The 21,654-nt window shown below is 35.4% G+C and carries 19 protein-coding genes and 1 tRNA gene; 16 read left to right on the top strand and 4 right to left on the bottom strand.

Annotated elements, in window-relative coordinates; genetic code table 11:
- Positions 1-20 precede the first annotated feature (20 nt).
- Together map and ftsA are read right to left on the bottom strand one after the other, a co-directional pair.
- Positions 21-803 (bottom strand): type I methionyl aminopeptidase, encoded by a 783-nt coding sequence (map, locus tag J4T77_RS00825; RefSeq protein WP_095742848.1) that lies wholly within the window; start codon positions 801-803, stop codon positions 21-23.
- 132 nt (positions 804-935) lie between these two features.
- Entirely contained in the window at positions 936-2,174 is a 1,239-nt protein-coding gene (gene ftsA / locus J4T77_RS00820) for a cell division protein FtsA (protein WP_190321151.1), read from the bottom strand.
- Between the two features lie 138 nt (positions 2,175-2,312).
- Between ftsA and def the strand changes: the two genes are divergently transcribed.
- From def to uvrC, 10 genes are all read left to right on the top strand, one after another.
- Positions 2,313-2,852: a peptide deformylase gene (gene def, locus J4T77_RS00815; RefSeq protein WP_190321150.1), complete on the top strand. Its 540-nt coding sequence runs from the start codon at positions 2,313-2,315 to the stop codon at positions 2,850-2,852.
- Positions 2,842-3,663 (top strand): uracil-DNA glycosylase, encoded by an 822-nt coding sequence (locus tag J4T77_RS00810; RefSeq protein WP_010082207.1) that lies wholly within the window; start codon positions 2,842-2,844, stop codon positions 3,661-3,663. Before def ends, J4T77_RS00810 begins: the two co-directional genes overlap by 11 nt.
- Positions 3,664-4,598: 935 nt before the next feature.
- Positions 4,599-4,811, top strand: coding sequence for a hypothetical protein (locus tag J4T77_RS00805; RefSeq protein WP_006279675.1), 213 nt, complete (start codon positions 4,599-4,601; stop codon positions 4,809-4,811).
- A 5-nt stretch (positions 4,812-4,816) separates the two neighbouring features.
- Positions 4,817-6,865 carry an NADH-quinone oxidoreductase subunit NuoG gene (gene nuoG / locus J4T77_RS00800; RefSeq protein ID WP_190321191.1) on the top strand — a complete coding sequence of 683 codons (2,049 nt, stop codon included), beginning with the start codon at positions 4,817-4,819 and terminating at the stop codon, positions 6,863-6,865.
- Positions 6,849-7,874 (top strand): NADH-quinone oxidoreductase subunit NuoH, encoded by a 1,026-nt coding sequence (gene nuoH, locus J4T77_RS00795; RefSeq protein ID WP_038199678.1) that lies wholly within the window; start codon positions 6,849-6,851, stop codon positions 7,872-7,874. Before nuoG ends, nuoH begins: the two co-directional genes overlap by 17 nt.
- Positions 7,867-8,862, top strand: a complete 996-nt coding sequence (hemB, locus tag J4T77_RS00790; protein ID WP_190321149.1) for a porphobilinogen synthase — start codon at positions 7,867-7,869, stop codon at positions 8,860-8,862. The genes nuoH and hemB overlap by 8 nt, the downstream gene beginning before the upstream one ends.
- A gap of 146 nt (positions 8,863-9,008) precedes the next feature.
- Entirely contained in the window at positions 9,009-9,767 is a 759-nt protein-coding gene (locus tag J4T77_RS00785) for a phosphatidylglycerophosphatase (RefSeq protein ID WP_190321148.1), read from the top strand.
- A gap of 44 nt (positions 9,768-9,811) precedes the next feature.
- Positions 9,812-10,651, top strand: a complete 840-nt coding sequence (locus J4T77_RS00780) for a glycine--tRNA ligase subunit alpha (RefSeq protein ID WP_190321147.1) — start codon at positions 9,812-9,814, stop codon at positions 10,649-10,651.
- A 3-nt stretch (positions 10,652-10,654) separates the two neighbouring features.
- Positions 10,655-12,772 carry a glycine--tRNA ligase subunit beta gene (gene glyS / locus J4T77_RS00775; protein ID WP_233641053.1) on the top strand — a complete coding sequence of 706 codons (2,118 nt, stop codon included), beginning with the start codon at positions 10,655-10,657 and terminating at the stop codon, positions 12,770-12,772.
- Complete coding sequence (gene uvrC, locus J4T77_RS00770) at positions 12,756-14,573, top strand: excinuclease ABC subunit UvrC (protein ID WP_190321145.1); 1,818 nt, start codon at positions 12,756-12,758, stop codon at positions 14,571-14,573. The genes glyS and uvrC overlap by 17 nt, the downstream gene beginning before the upstream one ends.
- Positions 14,574-14,674: 101 nt before the next feature.
- On the opposite strand, the gene J4T77_RS00765 is transcribed toward uvrC, so the two are convergent.
- Positions 14,675-14,751 (bottom strand) — tRNA-Arg (locus J4T77_RS00765).
- Between the two features lie 147 nt (positions 14,752-14,898).
- Between J4T77_RS00765 and J4T77_RS00760 the strand changes: the two genes are divergently transcribed.
- The 6 genes from J4T77_RS00760 to J4T77_RS00735 all read left to right on the top strand — a co-directional run bounded on the left by J4T77_RS00760 (position 14,899) and on the right by J4T77_RS00735 (position 19,330).
- Complete coding sequence (locus tag J4T77_RS00760; RefSeq protein ID WP_190321144.1) at positions 14,899-15,672, top strand: ABC transporter ATP-binding protein; 774 nt, start codon at positions 14,899-14,901, stop codon at positions 15,670-15,672.
- 128 nt (positions 15,673-15,800) lie between these two features.
- Positions 15,801-15,968, top strand: a complete 168-nt coding sequence (gene tatA / locus J4T77_RS00755; RefSeq protein ID WP_190321143.1) for a twin-arginine translocase TatA — start codon at positions 15,801-15,803, stop codon at positions 15,966-15,968.
- Between the two features lie 166 nt (positions 15,969-16,134).
- Entirely contained in the window at positions 16,135-16,791 is a 657-nt protein-coding gene (locus J4T77_RS00750; protein ID WP_190321142.1) for an exopolysaccharide biosynthesis protein, read from the top strand.
- A 90-nt stretch (positions 16,792-16,881) separates the two neighbouring features.
- Positions 16,882-17,538 (top strand): exopolysaccharide biosynthesis protein, encoded by a 657-nt coding sequence (locus J4T77_RS00745; RefSeq protein ID WP_233641052.1) that lies wholly within the window; start codon positions 16,882-16,884, stop codon positions 17,536-17,538.
- Positions 17,531-18,904: a cysteine--tRNA ligase gene (gene cysS / locus J4T77_RS00740; RefSeq protein ID WP_190321140.1), complete on the top strand. Its 1,374-nt coding sequence runs from the start codon at positions 17,531-17,533 to the stop codon at positions 18,902-18,904. Before J4T77_RS00745 ends, cysS begins: the two co-directional genes overlap by 8 nt.
- Before the next feature lie 6 nt (positions 18,905-18,910).
- Positions 18,911-19,330, top strand: coding sequence for a YqaA family protein (locus J4T77_RS00735; protein WP_010962395.1), 420 nt, complete (start codon positions 18,911-18,913; stop codon positions 19,328-19,330).
- Between the two features lie 91 nt (positions 19,331-19,421).
- On the opposite strand, the gene J4T77_RS00730 is transcribed toward J4T77_RS00735, so the two are convergent.
- Positions 19,422-21,563: an ankyrin repeat domain-containing protein gene (locus J4T77_RS00730; protein ID WP_369409701.1), complete on the bottom strand. Its 2,142-nt coding sequence runs from the start codon at positions 21,561-21,563 to the stop codon at positions 19,422-19,424.
- Positions 21,564-21,654 lie beyond the last annotated feature (91 nt).

Here is a 21,654-nt window from a genome sequence, read left to right as displayed (position 1 = left end):
ATAGCAGAATTTAAAAAAATCTAATTATAAGGTGGGAAATGCCAATTCTTAGGTGATAATGTGAATATTTCAGCACCATCTTTTGTTACTCCAAGTGTATGCTCAAATTGAGCAGAAAGTGAAAGATCGCGTGTTGTTACTGTCCAGTCATCGAGTTTACTGAGCAGAGTCTCATGTTTTCCAGCATTAATCATTGGCTCTATTGTAAAAAACATACCTTCCTTTAAGACAAGATCTTCATCTTGATCATAGAAATGCACTACATTTGGTGGAGCATGAAAGACTTTTCCTATACCATGTCCGCAGTAGCTGCGTACGATAGAATATCCAAAATCTCTAATATATTTCTCTATAGCAAGCCCTATTTCATTTAACTTATTGCCGGGCTTAACTTGTTTGATTGCTTCCATCAACGCATTATAAGTAGCGTCACATAAACGTTTTGCTTTTATTGATGGCTTGCCAACCCAAAACATGCGACTTGTATCACCATGCCAGCCATTCAAAATCACCGTAACGTCAATATTCAAAATATCCCCATCTTTAAGCGGTGTATCATCAGGAACACCATGGCACACAACGGCATTTTTTGAGGTGCAGATTGATTTTGGATACCCCCTATAATTTAGTGGTGCTGGAATTGCACCTGCATTAATTATAAAGTCATGGCATAGATCATTTAATTCATTAGTTGTCACCCCTACCTTTACGTACGGTGCAATGAAATCAAGAGTTTCAGCAGCAAGCCTGCCAGCCTTGCGCATAAATTCAAAATCTTCTTGTGAGTGTATAGTTATGTTCATATTTTCCATGTCTTATTGTAATTGGTACGCTTACTCGCAAATACATAAACATAATAATTTTACATATTATAAAAATAAGTCCTATGGATCCTAGTGTCAAGTCATTTGTATGAAAGGTGGTAAAACAGAAATCTAGACTGTAACTTTTGATTTAACCCAATTATACAATTTACTCATTTTACCATCCTGACCTAAAATACCAGAATTATTTTTATAAAAAGTGTCAACTATTAGCTTTATAGAGCCTATAGCAGCAGAAAATACAGGATTTTTATCATATTCGCCATCAAGACCGCTACAAGACTCAGGGCACCCAATTCGAACTTGCTTATTGAATATATAGCCTGCAATTTCCTTCATGCTTGTGAGTTGACTAGTTCCACCTGTGATCACTACTTTATTAATTGGATCTTTCTGCTCTTGAAATTGCTCTCTTACCATTTCAAGTATTTCTTCAACTCTTGGTCTTATGATGTTAATAAGCTCAGATTTGAATACTTGAGTAGGTTCATCATTTTCGTTGTTTTGCATTGTAATGTACTCATTCTCATCTATTGAAGTTACGATAGTGCTGCCATACAGTATTTTTATATACTCTGCACGTTCTATGCTTGTGCATAGCCCGTAAGCAATATCTCGAGTGATATGAACACCACCAATTGGAACGCTGCTTGCATACACAAGTTTCCCTCTTTTGAAAATTCCAATTGCAGTGCACCCACCGCCTATATCAACAATAGCAGTCCCGAACTCTTTTTCATCTCCACTCAGACAGGCAAGACCTGCAGAATATGCAGAAGCAATACAACCTGCCATATTCAATCCACCATTATTGGTAATACAGTTTTCAATATTGGTAAGCGCTGGACGCGAAGCAGTGACAACATTAACATCAGCAGATAGTCTTTTTCCGTACAATCCACCAACTTCTTTTATGTCAGTCATGTCATCTAAGTGATATTTTAGTGGTATATTGTGAATGATAACATTGTCTTCAATATATTTCTCAAATGTTTGAAAAACTACACGTCTTATATCACGCTCAGAAATCTCATGGTTAGCTGCAATAATTTCATTATGTACATTAAAAGATGAGATGCCACATCCAGCAATGTTCACATATATCTGATCTATGGTTTCTTCTGATACTTGTTCAGCTAAACCTATAGTTGATGAGATGGAGTAATTTGCGTGTTTTACATTAGTTATTGATCCACCGTTTACACCTTCTGCAATCTTATAACCCGTTCCTGTTACTTTATAGCTGAAGTTGCCATTTATCTTAACGATTAGACAAATAATCTTTGTTGTACCTATGTCTAAAACAGCAAAAACATTTCTCTTTGGTTTTGCTATTACTGCAGAGTACATTAGTTAACCTTATTACGCAATTTCATTTAAATTGTAGCTTCCTTTAATAATTTATATTTCTATTATAGATATAGCAACATTTTAATATACACTAAATTCTGGACAAAAGGAAAAGCAAAACATAGAATTATAATTTTTATGTCCATATTACCAATTGTAATTGCCCCTGATGAAAGACTAATCACACGTGCCAGTGAAGTAACAGATATAAACGATAAAATTAAAGAATTAGTAAACGACATGTTCGAAACTATGTATGATGCAGAAGGTCTTGGCCTTGCTGCAGTGCAAGTTGGAGTGTTAAAGAGAATTTTTGTTATGGATATTCAGCTAGAAACGATTGAAAATGAGCCAGCAGGATATGGCTCAACTGGCAAATTTTACATGATTAATCCTGAGATTACAGAATTATCCGATGAACAAGTAATTCTCAAGGAAGGATGCCTTTCAATTCCAGAGCAAAGTCATGAAATTAAGCGTCCAAAGTATCTAACTGTGAAATATAAAGACTTAGATAATGAAGAACAAACACTAAAAGCTAGTGGTTGGCTTGCAAGGTGTATTCAGCATGAATTAGATCACTTAAACGGCATATTATATATTAGACATTTATCTCAATTAAAGTATGATATGGCCATGAAAAAAGCACAAAAGGTTAAAAAGCATTATGAGCAATAAAGACCTAGAATTATTAAAATTTTACCATGAAGTGGGCGTTGATTGCACACTAACAGAGGGTGAAGAGGAAAAAAAATTGGAGAGCAAAGAGAGTGTACAACCCTCTGTTATCCAAACTGGGACCAAGAAGAAAGATGCAGATACGCGCTGGGGTGACACTAAAGATGGAAAAGACATGTTTCCAAGTGACTGGATAATCGAAGCAAGGAAACTTGCAAGCAAATGTAATAGTGTGGATGAACTAAGAAGTGCAGTTGAATCATTTGAAGGTTGTGAGATAAAAAAAACTGCAACTAATACTGTCTTTTCCGATGGTAATCCAAACGCAAAAGTTATGCTCGTTGGTGAAGCTCCAGGAGCAAATGAAGACCTTCAAGGCATACCATTTTGTGGTGCAAGTGGAATGTTGCTCGATAAAATGTTAAATGCAATCAATCTTGATCGCACTAAGGTATACATAAGCAATACTGTATTTTGGCGTCCACCTGGCAATAGAAAGCCAACCGACCTAGAGCTTGATATGTGCAGACCATTTGTCGAAAAACACGTTGCACTAGTTTCACCACAAATTTTAATTTTGGTCGGGGGAATCGCATGTTATAGCCTTCTTGACAGCACAAAAACTATATCGAATTTGCGTGGTAGATTTCATACGTACACTAACCAATATTTGTCCAATTCAATCACCACAGCCGCTATATTTCATCCAGCTTACCTACTTCGCCAACCGGCACAAAAACGTTTAGCCTGGGAGGACTTAAAGAAGATTAGGGAGTATCTTGATAACACCAATAACTGCACAAATACCTAATAAAGTGGTAGACCTCTTGCATAGTTTTTTGCAGCATGTTAACAATCGTTAGAAACGAAAAAACTTCCTTGACAAACTCCGCCAGCCCCCTTATCATGAAACTGAAGCTATTGTATTTGCTTTCGCCAATCTGCAGATTAAAAGGTAAGGATTACTTAATGTATCGGCGTCTTATGTTCAATTTTTTGCAGTATATAGATACTATATGTCTTTACAAAACTTCATCTACATCTAGATTTTTATCTAAATAAGCTGAACGCGCTTATAAAGCGTTACAAGACATCAAAAAATGCCAATACTCGACAGAGATAGTAAAAGACTAGCTAACTCGGGGATTCTTTGTCTTTTTTTCTGCTTAGTAAATTTCTTAAACATTTGCAGCGTAAGTTAGTTGCAATTAAAAGCAGCTTAATCTTGCTTGTCAAGCGTTTAAAACATAAAAAACGCCAATATTTTAAAGCGGATAATAACCCCAGGACTTCTTTTGCCTTTTTTTTCATTTGGTAAATTTCTTAAATATTTATGGCTAAACGACAATCGTCATCCCGCAGCGGGATCTATGCTTTGAGATACCGCGAATAAATCGCGGTATGACGTAGAGCTCGCGTTAGCTACACTTTTATGCTTACCAACTCAGTATCCAATCAAAATCCTGGATTTCAGTGTCAAGCACTGAAATAACACCGAAAGGGCTACTGCTGTCTTGGATGGAAACCAGTGTCAGCTACTTGAATCTGCCACGCAAATTGCCTGCAAATTGCAATGTTCGTACAGCTGTGCGTCATGCGCTGGAATGGCATCAAGGGGTAACTTTTTATTTAAACAATGATTGTAAAATGATTATAATAAGAGATCTATTGAAATTTTAAAGTTATTAAATATTGACGCTATATACTTAAGTGTTAAAATAGAATGAAAAGTTTTTAGGAGTTTATATGGCAGCAGGTGGGAAAGCAAAGACAGCTAGTAAAAATAACCCTACTCAGCGTAAGAAAGCTGAGCAAAAAATGTATAAAGATAAACCGGTAAAACCTGTTAGATATATAGATCGTGATTCGCGCATGAATTATATGTCTGCTCAATATGACAACGGCAATCTGGTTGAAGATGAGGTAAGCGGCAATCCTATAAAGTGGGAAGCTGTATAATAGTTGTGGTTAAAGTTACTATTAATTCTAAGGAATGTGAAGTAGAGCATGGGCTCACTATAATTCAAGCTTGTGAAGTCGTGGGCGTTGAAATTCCACGTTTTTGTTATCATGAGCGTTTAGCAATTGCTGGTAATTGCAGAATGTGTTTGGTTGAAGTGGAGGGTGGACCTCCAAAACCAGTAGCCTCTTGTGCAATGCCAGTTGCAGAAGGGATGGTTATTCACACTGATACCCCTAAGGTTAAAAAAGCACGTGAAGGTGTGCTTGAGTTTTTGCTAATTAACCACCCGCTTGATTGCCCAATTTGCGATCAGGGTGGTGAATGCGATTTGCAAGATATCACGATGGCTTATGGGAAAGGAACCAGCAGACTTGATGAGCATAAGAGGGCTGTGCCAAAAAAACACTTCGGACCACTGATTGAGACCGCGATGAATCGATGCATTCATTGCACTCGGTGTGTTAGATTTTTGTCTGATGTTGCAGGTACAAATGAACTTGGAGGAATCGGAAGGGGAGAAAATGTAGAGATTAGCACTTACATAAAAAGGCATATTAGTTCTGAATTATCCGGAAATATCATAGATCTCTGCCCGGTAGGAGCTTTAACTTCAAAGCCTTACTCCTTTACAGCGCGTCCATGGGAGCTATCACATTGTGAGACTATAGATGTGCTAGATGCTGTGGGTAGCGCAATTAGAGTTGATTATCGTGGCCCGGAGGTTATGAGGATATTACCAAGGCTGAGCGAAGAGGTAAATGAAGAATGGATATCAGATAAAACCCGCTTTGCCTATGATGGACTAAAAGTTCAGCGTCTTGATCGACCTTATATAAAAAAAGATGGTAAATTAGCCCCAGTTGATTGGAATGAGGCATTAACTGCTGCTGCAAAGAAATTAAAGAATACAAAATCAAATAAAATAGCTGCAATTGCAGGTGATTTAGCAGATTGTGAGTCTATGCTTCTACTTAAAGAAATGATGCAGAAGCTCGGCTCGGGAAATATAGATTGCAGGCAGGATGGTGCAAAACTTATACCAAATAATCGTGGATCGTATGTGTTCAATACCACTATTGAAGGTATAGAGAATGCGGATTTGTGTCTGCTTATAAATACAAACCCAAGGATAGAAGCACCGATCATTAACGTAAGATTGAGAAAGAGATATTTACAGGGCAACTTTCCTGTTGCAAGTGTTGGTCCTAACATTGAATATTTGTATCATGTTGAGAAATTGGGCGATAATCCTGATATTTTGAGTGAAATAGCAAATGGAAATCATAAGTTCTGTAAGCTGCTGAGTGCTGCTCAGAGCCCTATGCTGATTATCGGTCAAGATGCATTAGTAAGAGACGATTCTGAATCAATTCTAATTCTAGCTGGCAAAATTGCAGAAGAATTTAACATGGTCAGAGATGACTGGAATGGCTTTAATGTGCTGCATAAAGCTGCAGCAAGAGTTGGTGGGCTAGATATTGGGTTTGTTCCTAAAAAAGGCGAAAGGGATATTAATCAAATATTGGAACATGCAGAAAGTGGTGAAATAGAAGTTGTTTATCTTCTTGGTGCAGATGAAATTGACACATCAAAGTTAGAAAACACATTTGTAATTTATCAAGGTCATCACGGTGATAAGGGTGCACATGTGGCAGATGTTATCTTGCCTGGTGCTGCATATACAGAAAAATATGCAACTTATGTAAACACTGAAGGTCGAGTGCAAAGAACAAATTTAGCTGTATTTCCTCCAGGTGAAGCAAAGGAGGACTGGTTAATTATTAAAAATCTCTCGCAATATTTGGATCTCTCCTTACCATATGATAGTTTATTTGACGTGAGAAAAAAATTAGATACTATCGGTCCACAGTTTAGAAATGCTGATCAAGTGATAAAAAACACATGGGTGCCAATTAGCAATGGTAAAATAAATTTAAGTGATACACCTTTTACTTTAAAGGAGTGTAATTTTTATATGACGGATTCAATAAGTCGCGCTTCAAAAATAATGGCAGATTGTACTAAAGCTTTTTATGAACACACTAGTTAATATTTTATTTATTTTAGTACCGCTACTACTTTCAGTTGCATATTTGACATACTTTGAGCGTAAGGTCCTTGCTGCAATTCAATTAAGGCACGGCCCGAGTGTAGTTGGACCTTTTGGGCTATTGCAGCCATTTGCAGATGCTATTAAGCTACTGATTAAAGAGCCGATAATACCATTTAGAGCGAGCACCATACTGTTCATTATGGCTCCAATGCTTACCTTTATCTTGGCATTAATTGCCTGGGCAGTTATACCGTTTGGTGCTGAAGTAATTGTAGAAAATGGCCAGCAAGTAGTTATTCCTAAGGTTATAGCAAATATTAATGTTGGAGTGCTTTACGTGCTAGCTATATCGTCGCTGGGAGTATACGGCGTGATTATTGCAGGCTGGTCAAGCAACTCCAATTATGCATTCCTTGGCGCTATACGGTCGGCTGCTCAGATGATTTCATATGAAGTTTCAATAGGCTTAATAGTTGCTGCAGTCGTTATTACCACTGGAACATTAAATCTTGGAGAGATGGTGGTAGCGAAACACAATATGCCATTTTGGGTTGATTTGCTACTAATGCCTATAGGAATAATATTTTTTATTTCTTTGCTTGCAGAAACTAATCGTCACCCATTTGATTTACCAGAAGCTGAAGCAGAGCTTGTCTCTGGATATAACGTTGAATATTCATCCATGCCTTTTGCCCTCTTTTTTCTTGGAGAATATGCAAATATGATTCTAGCAAGTGCTATGATGACGATATTCTTTCTAGGAGGATGGTATCCGCCGCTGGAGTTCAGTTTACTTTACAAAATTCCAGGTTTAATTTGGTTCATTTTGAAAATAGTTATACTTTTGTTTATATTTATTTGGATTAGAGCAACAATACCTCGTTATCGATATGATCAGCTAATGCGCCTTGGTTGGAAAGTATTTCTACCAATATCGGTGCTTTGGGTGATACTCATTTCAGGGGTGTTGCTCTTTACTGGGAACTTGCCTGGATCCAATGTTTAATTTTCCAAATACAAGATTAAGACGCAGGCGCTCGAGCAAATGGGTTCGCAATTTAACAAGTGAAAATAGTTTATCAGTAAATGATCTGGTTCTTCCTCTGTTTGTTCATGACAGAGAAGAAACAACTGAACCAATTTCTGGCTTACCAGGCGTAAAATGTTATTCAATAGATGGATTAGTGTCTATAGTTAAGGAAGCTAAAGATTTAGGAATTAATGCTGTTGCAATTTTTCCTGTAGTTGATAGTAAACTAAAATTTGAAAACGCTGAAGAAGCATATAATTCTGACAACTTAATCTGCAGAGCAATTTGTGCTGTAAAATTAAAGGTACCTGAAATTGGTATTATTGCAGACGTTGCACTGGATCCATACACTATTCATGGCCATGACGGCATTTTAAAAGATAATCAGATGGATATAGAAAACGATGAAACTATATCAGTACTGTGTAAGCAAGCACTTGCTTTAGCGAAGGCAGGATGTGATATAGTTGCTCCTTCTGATATGATGGATGGTAGAGTAGGAAGAATCAGAAAATCATTAGATGATAACAACTTTCAAGACGTATTAATATTATCTTATGCAGTGAAATACTGCTCTAGCTTCTATGCTCCATTCAGGCAAGTCGTTGGTTCATGTGGGCTATCACATTCTATAGACAAAAGTGGTTATCAAATGGATTATAAAAATGCGCACGAAGCAATGTGCGAAATTGAAATGGATATAAATGAAGGTGCAGATTTTATTATGATTAAACCAGGTATGCCATATTTAGATATTATCAAAACAGCAAGTGATAAGTTTAATTTTCCGATTTTTGCTTACCAAGTAAGCGGTGAGTACGCAATGATAAAAGCTGCTGCAAATAATGGCTGGCTAGATTATGACAAGGTGATTTATGAATCTTTGATTGGTTTCAAACGTGCGGGTGCAAGTGCAATATTCACTTACGCTGCACTTGATATTGCAAAAAATTTAAGTGCATAAGCCCTATAAAATTATTAAATTTTTGGCGCACGTTCTTCTACTGTTGCTGCATATTACTTAAAGTTTTCCAATACATGTTTTAAGTTGTTGATAAGTCCGTTACAATACAGTATTATAAATAATATAAACCAAGTGTTACTTAGAACATGGGGATTTTTTTTAAATTTTTGGGAAAGATGCTAGGCAAGGTTTTTCCTGCTAAAACAGTAAGCTCTCTTTTAGGAATAGGATATTTACCAAGTTGGCAGAACTATTGGTCTTCTTTTTTAATATTATTTATTGTCGATGTTATATTAATTCTTACATATGGAGGCGAATACTTACTATATAAAATGCCAAATTCAGGAATAGTTGTAGCTGCTGTTTTTACAAAATTGGCAATAGTTATGTTAGTAATGCAATTAATTGGAATATTTATTTTTCATGCTCAAGACCCTTCAGCAAACAGTGGTGAAGAAATAGTAATACAAATAGCGTCAGGGCAAGTACTGACTGTAGCACTTTCAATGCCGGCAATGATGTCGATTTATTATGCTGTAAGTAAACTCTATGGGAATATATGTAAGCAGATGTTTCAATGCCCATTTTGGTTTAATGATTTTATGCACTTTTTCTTTTTTCTTATGATACCTTACGTATTTTTTAATGTCGTAGAAGTGATAAAACCATGGCCAATAAGTTCAATACAGCTCAGCTATAATAATGCAATGTCAATTACATTTGAGGGGATTTTTCACACATTTTATGCGGTGATTTTACTGTATTTAACAGCATTTATATTCTGCGATTTAACTATGCATGATGCAATTGTCCTAAATAAAAGCATAATTCAGTATGTGAGGGAAAGTTCAGCAGTTTTAGGTGATTATTTACATGATACTGTTAAAAAAATAGGTATTGAATAGTACTTATTTATTTATATATTTAGTATAAAAAGTGTACAATTTGTGTGAACTTACAAAGTATAATAAAAGAGTTACAAGATTTTTGGGCTAGTGAAGGATGTGTTATACTTCACCCATACACATCTGAAGTTGGTGCTGGCACATTACATCCTGCAACAATTATGTCTGCAATTGATACAAAACCGGCAAAAATTGCATATCTACAACCAGTAATTAGGCCAGCAGATGGACGCTATAGTGATAATCCTAATCGTTTGTATCAACATCACCAATATCAAGTTATAATAAAGCCATCTGGTAATAATTTACAAGACGTCTATTTAGATAGCTTAAAAGTTCTTGGCATATCTACAGAAAAATATGATATTAAGTTTGTTGAAGATGATTGGGAAAATCCGAGCGTTGGTGCATCAGGACTTGGATGGGAAGTTACATGCAATGGAATGGAAGTAACACAGCTTACTTATATACAGCAAGTTGGAGGGATTGACTGCAAGATGATTCCTGGTGAGGTGGCATATGGGTTGGAACGTTTAGCAATGTGCATACAAGGTGTAGATAATGTTTACGATATAATTTGGAACGATAACGGTGTAACTTACGGAGATATTTTTAAACAAAGAGAATATGAATTTTCTTATCTAGCGTTAGATTATTATGATACTAAAGTGGTACGGCAGCAATTCGAAGATACGGAAAAATTGTGTAAGTTCCTTATTGAAAAGGAGCTACCAATGGCAGCCTATGATCAATGTATTAAAACTAGTCACCTACTTAATCTGCTTGATGCAAGAGGTGTGCTTGGTGTGAATGAACGTACAGCTTATATTGGTAAAGTTAGAGAGCTAACAAAAAAATGTTGTGAATTGTACATGAGTAAATAGCGTATGTCGTTGCAGTTATTATTTGAGTGCCTTTCAGAAGAAATACCACCGAGAATGCAGAATGTAGTTGCAACTCAAGTTAAAAGCTGTATTGCCAATGTTTTTAACAAAAATAATGTAAAATTTACATCAATGGAGGTTTTTATAACGGCACGTCGCATTACCCTATTTGTCGACAACATAAATGCTTTGGAGCTAAAGGATTCCAATAACGAAGTTAAGGGACCAAACATTAACGCACCAAAAAGTGCTATCGAAGGTTTTTTAAGAAAATATCAGAAAAATGAAGAAGATTTGCTCGTTCGAAAAGTAAATAATGAGGATTTTTACTTCATTAAAAGAGAAAGCTGCTCATTTAACATCAGAGAATTCCTCAAAAATCAACTGGAGGAAATGCTCAAAAACTTTTCTTGGTTGAAGAGCATGAGATGGGGCGAAGGAAAAGAAAGGTGGGTTAGGCCAATCAAAAACATTTTATGCATTTTAAATGACGAAATAATACCTGTGTCTTTTGCAGGGATCACAGCATCTAACACAACATATGGCCATCGATTTCTCTCAAGTGGTACAGCGTTAACTGTTAAAGCACCTAAAGACTATTTTGAATTGCTAGAAAAAAACAGTGTAATTCTCCAAATGGACAAAAGAAAGCAATTTATACTAGATCAGATTAATAAATTCACAAAAGAGCAGAATTTACAACTTGAGAAAAATGATTATTTACTAAATGAATTGACAGGGCTTATAGAGTGGCCAATCGTACTGCTTGGTGAAGTGAATCAAGAAAAGTCATTTGGATTACCGAAGGAAGTAATACTTAGTATAGTTAATACACAACAAAAATACCTTGCTTTAAGTAATGGAAAGAGAATTTCACACTTTGTCACTGTTGTCAACATCAACAATGGTGAAGTTGTTAAAGGGCACGAAAGAATATTAGAAGCACGTCTTGCTGATGCCCAATTTTTAATATCTCAAGATAAAAAGGAAAATCTAGATTATTATGTCAAAAAATTAGGTTCGATATTATTTCATGCTTCACTTGGCAGCGTGGGGGAAAAGGTGAAGCGTATTACGGCTCTGTCAAAGTATATAGCTATATTTATTCCACATGCTTCGCTGATAAAAGTTGAACGTGCTGCATATTTGGCAAAAGCTGATTTGGCAACATCGATAGTCAGAGAGTTTCCAGAATTACAAGGAGTAATGGGTGGATATTATGCTTCTTATTTTCAAGAAGATAAAGAAGTAGTGGAAGCTATAACTGAGCATTATAAGCCAATCGGGCCAGAGCAAGAGTGTCCTAAATCTCCTTCTGCAATTGCTGTGTCAATTGCAGACAAAGTGGATAGCTTAGTTGGTTTAATTGCAGCAGGTGAGAAAATCTCTGGTTCGTATGATCAATTTGGTTTGCGGAGAATGACAATTGGTATAATTAGAACAATACTTGAAAATAATTTGCATGTTCCAATTAGGCTAATGATAGACAAGTCAGTATCTTTATATTCAAGGCTTCTATTTAATAAAAATACAGCGTCAGTTGATAAGCCGAATAGAAAACAAATTTCAGAACTAGTATTTAGATTTTGCTTAGAAAGATTCAAGGTTATTTTAAAAAATAGAGATATAAGGCAAGATGTTGTAGATTCAATACTATATAAAATCGATATTAATGATCTGCTGACAGCAGAAAAGCGAACTGTTATATTGGATCGTTATCTTAGTACTCCAGAAGGTGAACAAATTCTAAGCACTTACAAAAGAGTCAGTAACATGATGAGCAAAGCAAGGAAAAGTGATGGCACTACTTATAGTGCATCTTACGGTAAGAGGTTTTTGATTGAAAGTGAAGAAATTGCGCTATCAAATTGTGCTATAACTGCTTGTAAAAACATAAAACAAGCGATAAAAAATAACCACTTTAATGTAGCACTTGATGAACTTGCTGGTTTTGCTCCGTTTATCAATCAGTTTATGGACAGTATAAAGATTAACTGTGATTCTGATAAGCTGAGAAGAAACAGATTATCTTTGCTTGAAAATGTAGTTTCCATCTTTCATTTAGTAGCAGATTTTAACCTCATACAGGTTAAACAATGGATAAATGCTCAGGCAATATAAAGAACAAATCAAATCATCTCCACAATCCTGTGGCGTGTATAAGATGGTTGGAGATAAGAATAAAGTTTTATATGTTGGAAAAGCAAAAAACTTAAAGTCAAGGTTATCCGACTACCTTCAATTCGAAAACCTTTCTGAACGAATTAGAGTTATGCTCTTACAGGTTATTAAGGTTGAAATATTCATCACTGAGAATGAAATCGAAGCACTGCTTCTTGAAGCACAGCTAATAAAATCATTGAAACCACTTTATAATATTGTGCTCAAGGATGGAAAATTTTATCCTTATATAACAATTTCCAAGCACGATTATCCAAGAATAGCAAAATATAGAGGCAAATTTAAGAAAAATGAGTTTCATTATTATGGTCCCTTTACATCTGCCGCTGCTGTTAAGCAAACTATATTGTCATTGCAAAAAGCTTTTCTCCTAAGAGTATGTTCAGATCAATACTTTTCCTCAACAAAAAGACCATGTATTGAATATCAAATTAAGCGCTGCTCAGCACCATGCATAAACAAAATCACAAAAGACGACTACTGCCAATCAGTAAAACAGGCACGAAATACATTGCTTGGAAGAAATAAGGAAGTGAAAGAACAGTTACTTTTCACAATGAGAAAGTGCAGCAGTGAAGAAAACTATGAGCTTGCTGCTATATATAGAGATCGGGTAAAGTTTCTTGAGCAAATTCAAATACAGCACACGGATTTTTCTTTTGAAAAAGATGCAGATTTCTTCAGTATTGTACGTGAAGAGGATCTAGCATGTATTAGTGTGTTATCGTTTAGAAATAAAGACAACTACGGCAGCACTCCTTACTTTGCCGAGAACTGTGGTGATCACTCAAATGATGAAATTTTATCCACCTTTTTGGTCAATTTTTATAATTCAGCTAACATACCTCCAATACAAATTTACGTTCCAGATTCTATTGTGGATAAGGAAATTATAGAACAAGCACTATATAAGGTTGCTCAAAAGCCAGTAAAAGTTCTGCATGCAAAGAATAAAAAAGAGCGTGATTTATTGAAATTTGTTTATGATAACTCTCAGCATAGCTTAGAGCAGAAGCTTATCGATTATAGAAATAACCTAGAAAAGCTTGAGGAGCTTAGCAAAATCTTCTTGTTACCAAACATTCCAAAGCGTATCGAGGTTTATGATAATAGCCATATTTCTGGAAGCCAGCAAATTGGTGTGATGATTGTTGCAGGGCAGGAGGGTTTTTTAAAGAGTGAGTACAGAAAATTTACTATAAAGGAAAAATTTTCAGGCGATGACTATAAAATGATGAGGGAAGTGCTAACCAGACGTTTCTCCGGCAATATAAAAGGCATAATACCTGATTTTTTACTGATTGATGGTGGACCAGGACATGTTTCCATAGTACAGAATGTACTGGAAGTATTGAATATAAACGTTCCTTTTGCTTGTATGGCAAAAGGTCCTGATCGTAACGCAGGAAATGAAAGATTTTATATGCTGGGCAGGGAAGAATTCAGTCTGGCAAATGACAGCAAAGTCATGCTTTACTTACAATCGCTGCGTAATGAAGCCCACCGTTTTGCGATAACTTCACATAGAAAAAAACGCGATAAACAGTTTATAGTTTCACAATTAAGCAAAATACCCGGCATTGGCAACAAAAGAAAAAAAGCGTTGATGTCTTATTTTGGTTCAGTGAAAAATATAAGCAAAGCTTCTCTGGCTGAAATTCAAAACGTACCTGGAATTAGTAAAGGTTTAGCAGAAATCATTCTTAAATACGTGAATTATAAGAGAGGAGTACTGGAATGACACAAAACCCGTTTTATTATTAGGGAATTTATATCTTAAAACCGCAAAAAAAGGTGTGCGTATTTGTGAAAAAAAATCTCCATAAAATTTGTGAAGCAATGTGGTGGGACTAGTGCGATTCGAACGCACGACCTTCAGATTAGGAGTCCAACGCTCTATCCTGCTGAGCTATAGTCCCGTATTTCCTACCATTCATGTAAAATTATAGCAAAAAATCCTTTCTTTTCTAGATTTCTTGCATAACCAATTTATGACGACAAAAAACATTTCTGTACTTCTTGAGTATAATGCTATTATATTTAATAACATGGTTTAAGTAAGATTAATGCTAGTTAACAATATTGGTTATTTCTATAACAATCAAAACGACTTTGCTTTAAGCAATATAAACATTAAAGTAAAGAAAGGAAATGTTGCATGTTTATTGGGGCATTCTGGCTGTGGCAAGTCAACAATTTTGAAATTAATTGCGGGGATAGAAAATCCAAAATCTGGAACTATTTTTATAAATGATAGGTTAGTTGCAAGTAATAAGGCATCAGTCGCTATAGAGCATAGAAATATCGGATTGATTTTTCAGCATTCTGCATTATTTCCTCATAAAACAGTAGTAGAAAATATAACCTTTGCTATCCGCAGCTCTTCCAAGAGAGAAAAGCACCTAATTGCATTGGAAATCTTGAAGTTACTCAATATAGAAAAATATGAAAATATGTACCCTAATGCCTTATCTGGAGGACAGCAACAATTAGTTGCAATAGCAAGAGTGATGGCACAAAACCCTGATGTTGTGTTGTTAGATGAACCATTTTCTAATTTAGATATACTGCTCAAGTGCCGAATAAGACAACATATATTGTCCCTTTTTAGAAGTAAAAATATCCCTGTGCTAATGGTAACTCATGACCCGCAAGAAGCATTGAAAGTTGCAGATTTTATCTACGTAATGAAAAATGGTAAAATTATTCAATCAGGAGTTTCTAGCGATATATACCATAAGCCTAAAGATGATACGCTAGCAAAGTTTTTGAGTGAGCTCTCTTCTACTCTACAGTTAAGCGAAAAGTTTCCACTTATTCGCTGCAAGAAAATAATCTAGTTTGGGATTGTTATAAAATAATTAAAAAACCTTGATTTATAATTAAATAAAGGTGATATAATCTATGTGTTACTTGACTTCAGTCAAGTTTTAATATTTAAAGGTCAATATTTTAAATGGAGGTGAAAATGAGTTTAGGACCATGGCAATTGTTTCTAGTCTTAATAATAATTTTAGTTCTGTTTGGTGCAGGCAGATTACCGCAAGTTATGGGTGATTTAGGAAAAGGCATCAAAAACCTTAAACAGGAGCTTAAGGACTCAGAAAAATTATCGTTTAATGAACCAGATCGTTAGCGTCCTCATACTTCGTGACATGCACCTTAGTGCATGTCATCTGTTTAAAAACTTAGTCAGGTTAAAGAATGAAAGAGATGAAGTGTTGGTATGAAATAAATAACAAATATTGAAATACAGCAACAACTATGTTAGCTTAAGAGGAATATTTTATTAAAGGATAATTGTGCAAAAAAGTGAGAAACTAACTAAAGATAAAAAACTAGCTTCTGATATTCTAAAAGAGGTTGCAGATACCAATAACAATGATAGCAATAAAGTAACTTTGTTTGACATTAAAACAGCTTTGCATGAGCGCGGTTTTAGTATTTTAATAATCATCTTCTCCTTGCCGCTATCGGTGCCTATACCGGTTCCACCTGGTTATACAACTATTCTTTCTATACCTTTAATCTTATTCTCACTGCAGCTTCTATTTGGATTTGATTCTCCTTGGATGCCCAGTTGGCTAGAAAGAAGATCTTTTCAGCGTTCAACACTAGCTCTTGTGGTAGAGAAAACTTCCCCTGTATTAGAAAAAATAGAAAAATTCATGAAGCCAAGACTGTCTTTCATTTTCTATGGGCCTGGTGAGAAGATTCTGGCTTTTATGATGTTGCTTTGTGCAATAATAATAGCTCTTCCATTACCTTTTACTCACTTCCTTCCTGCAATTGGCACAACTCTTATTTCACTTAGCATTATGAGTAAAGACGGGTTTCTATCCATATTGGGAGTTTTAGTATCATTGTGCGCGTTGTTGCTTACTCTTGTTGTAATAGTCAAAGGACCACAACTTATAACCGGAGCACTTTCTCTTCTTAAAAGCTTTACAACACTTTAACAAAAGAACGAATTACTAGCGCAAAATGAATAATGCATATTGAAATAAAACAATAATTGTGTTAAGAATTATTTTTATCAAAGGTTTTTCGTGTCAAAAAATGATAAGTTGACTAAAAGTGATAAACTAGCTTCTGATATTCTAAAAGAGGTTGCAGATACCAATAACAATGATAGCAATAAAGTAACTTTGTTTGACATTAAAACAGCTTTGCATGAGCGCGGTTTTAGTATTTTAATAATCATCTTCTCCTTGCCGCTATCGGTGCCTATACCGGTTCCACCTGGTTATACAACTATTCTTTCTATACCTTTAATCTTATTCTCACTGCAGCTTCTATTTGGATTTGATTCTCCTTGGATGCCCAGTTGGCTAGAAAGAAGATCTTTTCAGCGTTCAACACTAGCTCTTGTGGTAGAGAAAACTTCCCCTGTATTAGAAAAAATAGAAAAATTCATGAAGCCAAGACTGTCTTTCATTTTCTATGGGCCCGGTGAAAAGATTTTAGCTTTTGTAATGTTGCTTTCTGCATTATCGATAGCTCTTCCATTGCCTCTTACTAACTTCATTCCTGCAATTGGTACGACTCTTATTTCGCTTGGCATTATGAGTAAAGATGGGTTTCTATCCATATTGGGAGTTTTAATATCATTGTGTGGGCTATTGCTTACTCTTGTTGTAGTAGTCAAAGGGCCACAACTTATCATTGGGGCATTTTCTTTTCTCAAAAGCTTCGTATATGGTTAGGCTTTACAACACCTTAACAAAAAAAAAGGAGCTTTTTACACCTATCGATAAAGATCATGTGAAAATGTATGTTTGCGGACCAACAGTATATGACACAGCACATATAGGCAATGCACGGTCTGTTGTTGTGTATGATGTGTTATTTCAGCTACTTAAGTTTTGTTATGGCAAAGTTACCTATGTGCGTAACATAACCGACATTGATGATAAGATAATTAATGCAGCAAGTGAAAAAAATAGCAACATAGAAAGTATCAGCACATATTACACCAAGGCTTTTCATGAAGATATGAGAAGCATAAATTGTGCAGAGCCAACACACGAGCCAAAAGCAACGAAAAACGTAGATTATATTATAAAATTAATTGAACATTTGCTACAATCAGGCCACGCTTATGAATCTGACAAACATGTGTATTTTAATATAGAATCTTACCATGAATATGGTGCTTTATCAGGAAAAAAAACTGATGAATTGGTTCCAGGTAGCAGAGTTGAAGTTAATGAAAATAAAAAGCACCCGGGAGATTTTGTGCTGTGGAAGCCTGCAAATGATATTGACTACAAACTTTCAAGTTATTGGAATAGCCCATGGGGAGAGGGCAGACCTGGATGGCATATAGAATGCTCAGCAATGTCATATGCTTACCTTGGCAAAGATTTTGATATTCATGGTGGCGGCATAGATTTACAATTTCCTCACCATGAAAATGAAATTGCACAGAGTAAGTCTGCATTTGCTGGATCAATGTTTGCAAAATACTGGATACATAACGGTTTTCTTACAGTAAATGAAGAGAAAATGAGCAAGTCCTTATTTAATATAGTCAAAGTAAGAGATTTGCTAGATAGTGGAATAAAGGGTGAAGTAATACGCTATGCACTGCTCAAAACTCACTACAGAAAACCACTTGATTGGACAGAAAACGTTATTTCTGACGCACAGGAAACCTTAAATAAATTTTATCGGCTATCACGTGGTTTAGATACAATAAATATTGATGAAAGTAACGCAGAGATTTCTAAAGATTTTATAGACGCTTTAAAAAACGACTTAAACATTCCTGAAGCTCTAGCTATATTACATGAAATGGCTGCAAAAATTAACAAAATGAGTAATGAAAGTGAAAAGCTAAAATTAACTGAGAGTTTTGTTAAGAGTGCCAGATTTATTGGTCTTCTTGAGTCAAATTATGAAAAGTGGTTTGCTGTGGATGTAAATCATCAAGAAATAGAAAGGTTGATAGACTTAAGAAAAATTGCAAAAAAAAATAAAAATTACGATACTGCAGACAAAATAAGGGATCAGTTGAAACAAATGGGGATTACAATTTCTGACAATGAAGATGGTACAACAACCTGGTAAACTCATATGGAAAATTACTTTCTGTTATTCACAGATAGTCTAGTATCATCATTAGTCTTACCCATACATCAAGGTTTTGTGTTCAATACCATGCTTTATTTCAGGTCGTATCACACTCCACTACTGATGTTATTTTTTGGAGTACTAGGATCAAGCCTTGGTGGAATAGTTAACTGGTATTTAGGTAGAATAACAATCTCTATACGAAAATCATACCGCAAACTAGAGAACGAGCATAAAACACCAAAAATCGTAAAAAATCTACTGATTTGTGCAGTTACATTACTTTCATGGGTGCCAGCACTTGGAAGTGTGATTCAAATTTTATCAGGTTATTTTAAGTTAAACCTTTATACCCTTGCCCCTTTAATCATTCTATCTAATTTCTTCTATTTGTTATATCTAATACTTACTTTTGGAGTATAACAGCTATAGTACTACAGCCATTAAAGCCCACTTCTGTCATCCTATGCCCTGATAGAAGCGGAGCTATAAATTAAATGCAAAATTTCAGTAGTCACAGGATGGATGCACCATGAGCTAAAAGCCATTCCACAAGATCCCTATGATCAAAATCAGTGGCATAATGTAATGCTGTCATTCCCCTATTATTCTTAGCATTAACATCTGCTTTGCGTTTTAGTAGCACTCTAGCCGTGTCAAAATTTCCCATAATAGCAGCAAAGTGTAGCGGAGTGTTGCCATTTTCATCTTTAGCGTTAATGTCCGCCCCTTTGCCTATAAGGTATTCTACTATATCAACCCTTCCATCATAAACAGCCTGATGTAACGGAGTGATACCATATCTGCTCTTAGCATTGACATCTGCACCCTTATTGATAAAATATTGCACTATGTCCAATCCTCCACTCTCAACAGCTGAACACAATGGAGTGCTGTCAGATCCATCCCTAGCATTAACAACACAATTAAATTTATCTGGGTGTTTTTCTTCCATATGTGTTAATACGCACCTAACTGCCTCATAACTGCCACTTTCGGCAAGTGAATGCAACGGTGTATATTTCCATTTACCATAAATAGGATTAAAGTAAAATTCGTCAATTAACTCACCATACTTACTCACATATCCCCAAACAGATGCAACAATAGAATTATCTATTAATACATCATAACTGTTTATCAATTCTAGAGCTTTCCTTAAGACCTCTTCTTCTCGGCCTTTCTCTTGTAATTTTAATCTAGTCACCTTTTGCACTAGTCTGTAAATATTTACTACTCCTTTCCTTAATTTAATCATTGAATATCGATTAAGTAACTCAACAGCATTCCACAACGCTTCTTTATCATTAGCTACTTGCTGTGAAAAGATTTCTTCTATATAAATCTCATTAGGAGAAAAATAGGCCATTATCTCGAGAATGCTCAATGCTTCCGGCCCAAATTTTTTTTGCACTATAGCATCAATTGTAATTTTCCAAGTTATGAAAGTTGCCTTAGCATAACGATCACTTTTATATTCGGACTTAAAGTCAAGTAGCTTCTCTGCTATCTTTTCACACTTTTTCAGATAGCCACCAACTCTAATCCTTTTTCTACCCCTATGACTAAATACAATATTTTCTTCACTAATATATGTAACCGCTAGTTTTAAAGCCAATTGGGAATATTGTAGTTCCTGTGCTAGCTTTTTTATTTCCTTATTCTGTAAATTGTTTTCTATATTCAAAGCCCTTTTAACAAATTCTAAAGCTTCTATTTCATCAAATTCATCTGATTCTTCTATATCTCCTTCTTCTCTTGCTTTCGATTTTTTGTCACGAGGACCATAAGGTTTCTTATGGGGTCTTTGCTTGTTATTTTGCGCTGTTACAGCTGCATGTATTTCATTCAGTGTTTTACTATCCTTATGCTGTTGTTTTGCTATTTTATCAATTCCTTTATTCCCTTTCTTTACCCCTCGTTCTATCCCACATAGAGTGCTGGCCCATAGCTCCACTTTTTGGAAAAATTCTTTTCCTTCTTCTGGCGAAAGAAAACGTCCTTTTATATCTTTCACCCAGTCTGATATTTTCTCCAGAAGGTCATTGCAAAAGATTTCATTGTCACCAACATAGCCAAACTTTTTGGCCAATCTACCACTCATCTCACCTTTAAACAATTCTTTTAGCTGACTTTCATTGGGCAAATTAACCGCAAACACTAGTTCATTTAAAAAGTCTTCGACTTCTTTATCACTGACTTCTCTACCTACCTTACCCTTTATAAAATCCTTATTTTCCTGCAAGTATGAGATAATACTATTATCAAATTTATATCTTACACCATCACCTACATCCAGAAACTCATCTTGTGTGTCTATTCTTATAACTGAAATTTCCTTTTCTTTATTCTTTCCACTCGACATCATTCTCAGCTTTCTCACTTCATGTTGTGCTGAATCTGTGAAATCAAAATCAATATTCGTAACAATAGCAAAATACTTCATCTCACCCTTAAACTTTCCATTACTTTTGATCTTTAAATAAGCAATAAAGTATTTCAACAAATTAAACTCACCACTCTTTGTTAATAAGCTACCTACACTGATTTTTTCAGTTCCATCTTGTTTGTGTTTGACTTGCACAAACCTATGTATTGTTGTTTTATTTTGCTTACATTGGAGAACAACATCATCAAAGCCTGCAGCTGACTTCAATTCTGTAGCTAAGCGGAAAGGACATTTTTTATCCATCACACGCATGAGAAATAATATGAGCCACAACTCTTGATAGTCAATACCATGGCGA

Origin of the sequence: Wolbachia endosymbiont of Drosophila innubila (genome assembly GCF_021378375.1) — a bacterium.
Classification (GTDB): Bacteria; Pseudomonadota; Alphaproteobacteria; order Rickettsiales; family Anaplasmataceae; genus Wolbachia; species Wolbachia pipientis.
Note: the sequence above shows the minus strand (reverse complement) of the source record. Positions and strands in the feature narration are given on the sequence as shown.

What these genes read in the sequence shown, in the direction of transcription:
- ftsA (WP_190321151.1), bottom strand. Translation starts at nt 2,174, where the DNA reads ATGTACTCTGCAGTAATAGCAAAACCAAAGAGAAATGTTTTTGCTGTT.
- hemB (WP_190321149.1), top strand. Translation starts at nt 7,867, where the DNA reads ATGTTTAATTTTCCAAATACAAGATTAAGACGCAGGCGCTCGAGCAAA.
- def (WP_190321150.1), top strand. Translation starts at nt 2,313, where the DNA reads ATGTCCATATTACCAATTGTAATTGCCCCTGATGAAAGACTAATCACA.
- J4T77_RS00805 (WP_006279675.1), top strand. Translation starts at nt 4,599, where the DNA reads ATGGCAGCAGGTGGGAAAGCAAAGACAGCTAGTAAAAATAACCCTACT.
- map (WP_095742848.1), bottom strand. Translation starts at nt 803, where the DNA reads ATGAACATAACTATACACTCACAAGAAGATTTTGAATTTATGCGCAAG.
- J4T77_RS00735 (WP_010962395.1), top strand. Translation starts at nt 18,911, where the DNA reads ATGGAAAATTACTTTCTGTTATTCACAGATAGTCTAGTATCATCATTA.
- uvrC (WP_190321145.1), top strand. Translation starts at nt 12,756, where the DNA reads ATGCTCAGGCAATATAAAGAACAAATCAAATCATCTCCACAATCCTGT.
- tatA (WP_190321143.1), top strand. Translation starts at nt 15,801, where the DNA reads ATGAGTTTAGGACCATGGCAATTGTTTCTAGTCTTAATAATAATTTTA.
- J4T77_RS00810 (WP_010082207.1), top strand. Translation starts at nt 2,842, where the DNA reads ATGAGCAATAAAGACCTAGAATTATTAAAATTTTACCATGAAGTGGGC.
- J4T77_RS00785 (WP_190321148.1), top strand. Translation starts at nt 9,009, where the DNA reads ATGGGGATTTTTTTTAAATTTTTGGGAAAGATGCTAGGCAAGGTTTTT.
- cysS (WP_190321140.1), top strand. Translation starts at nt 17,531, where the DNA reads ATGGTTAGGCTTTACAACACCTTAACAAAAAAAAAGGAGCTTTTTACA.
- nuoH (WP_038199678.1), top strand. Translation starts at nt 6,849, where the DNA reads ATGAACACACTAGTTAATATTTTATTTATTTTAGTACCGCTACTACTT.
- J4T77_RS00760 (WP_190321144.1), top strand. Translation starts at nt 14,899, where the DNA reads ATGCTAGTTAACAATATTGGTTATTTCTATAACAATCAAAACGACTTT.
- glyS (WP_233641053.1), top strand. Translation starts at nt 10,655, where the DNA reads ATGTCGTTGCAGTTATTATTTGAGTGCCTTTCAGAAGAAATACCACCG.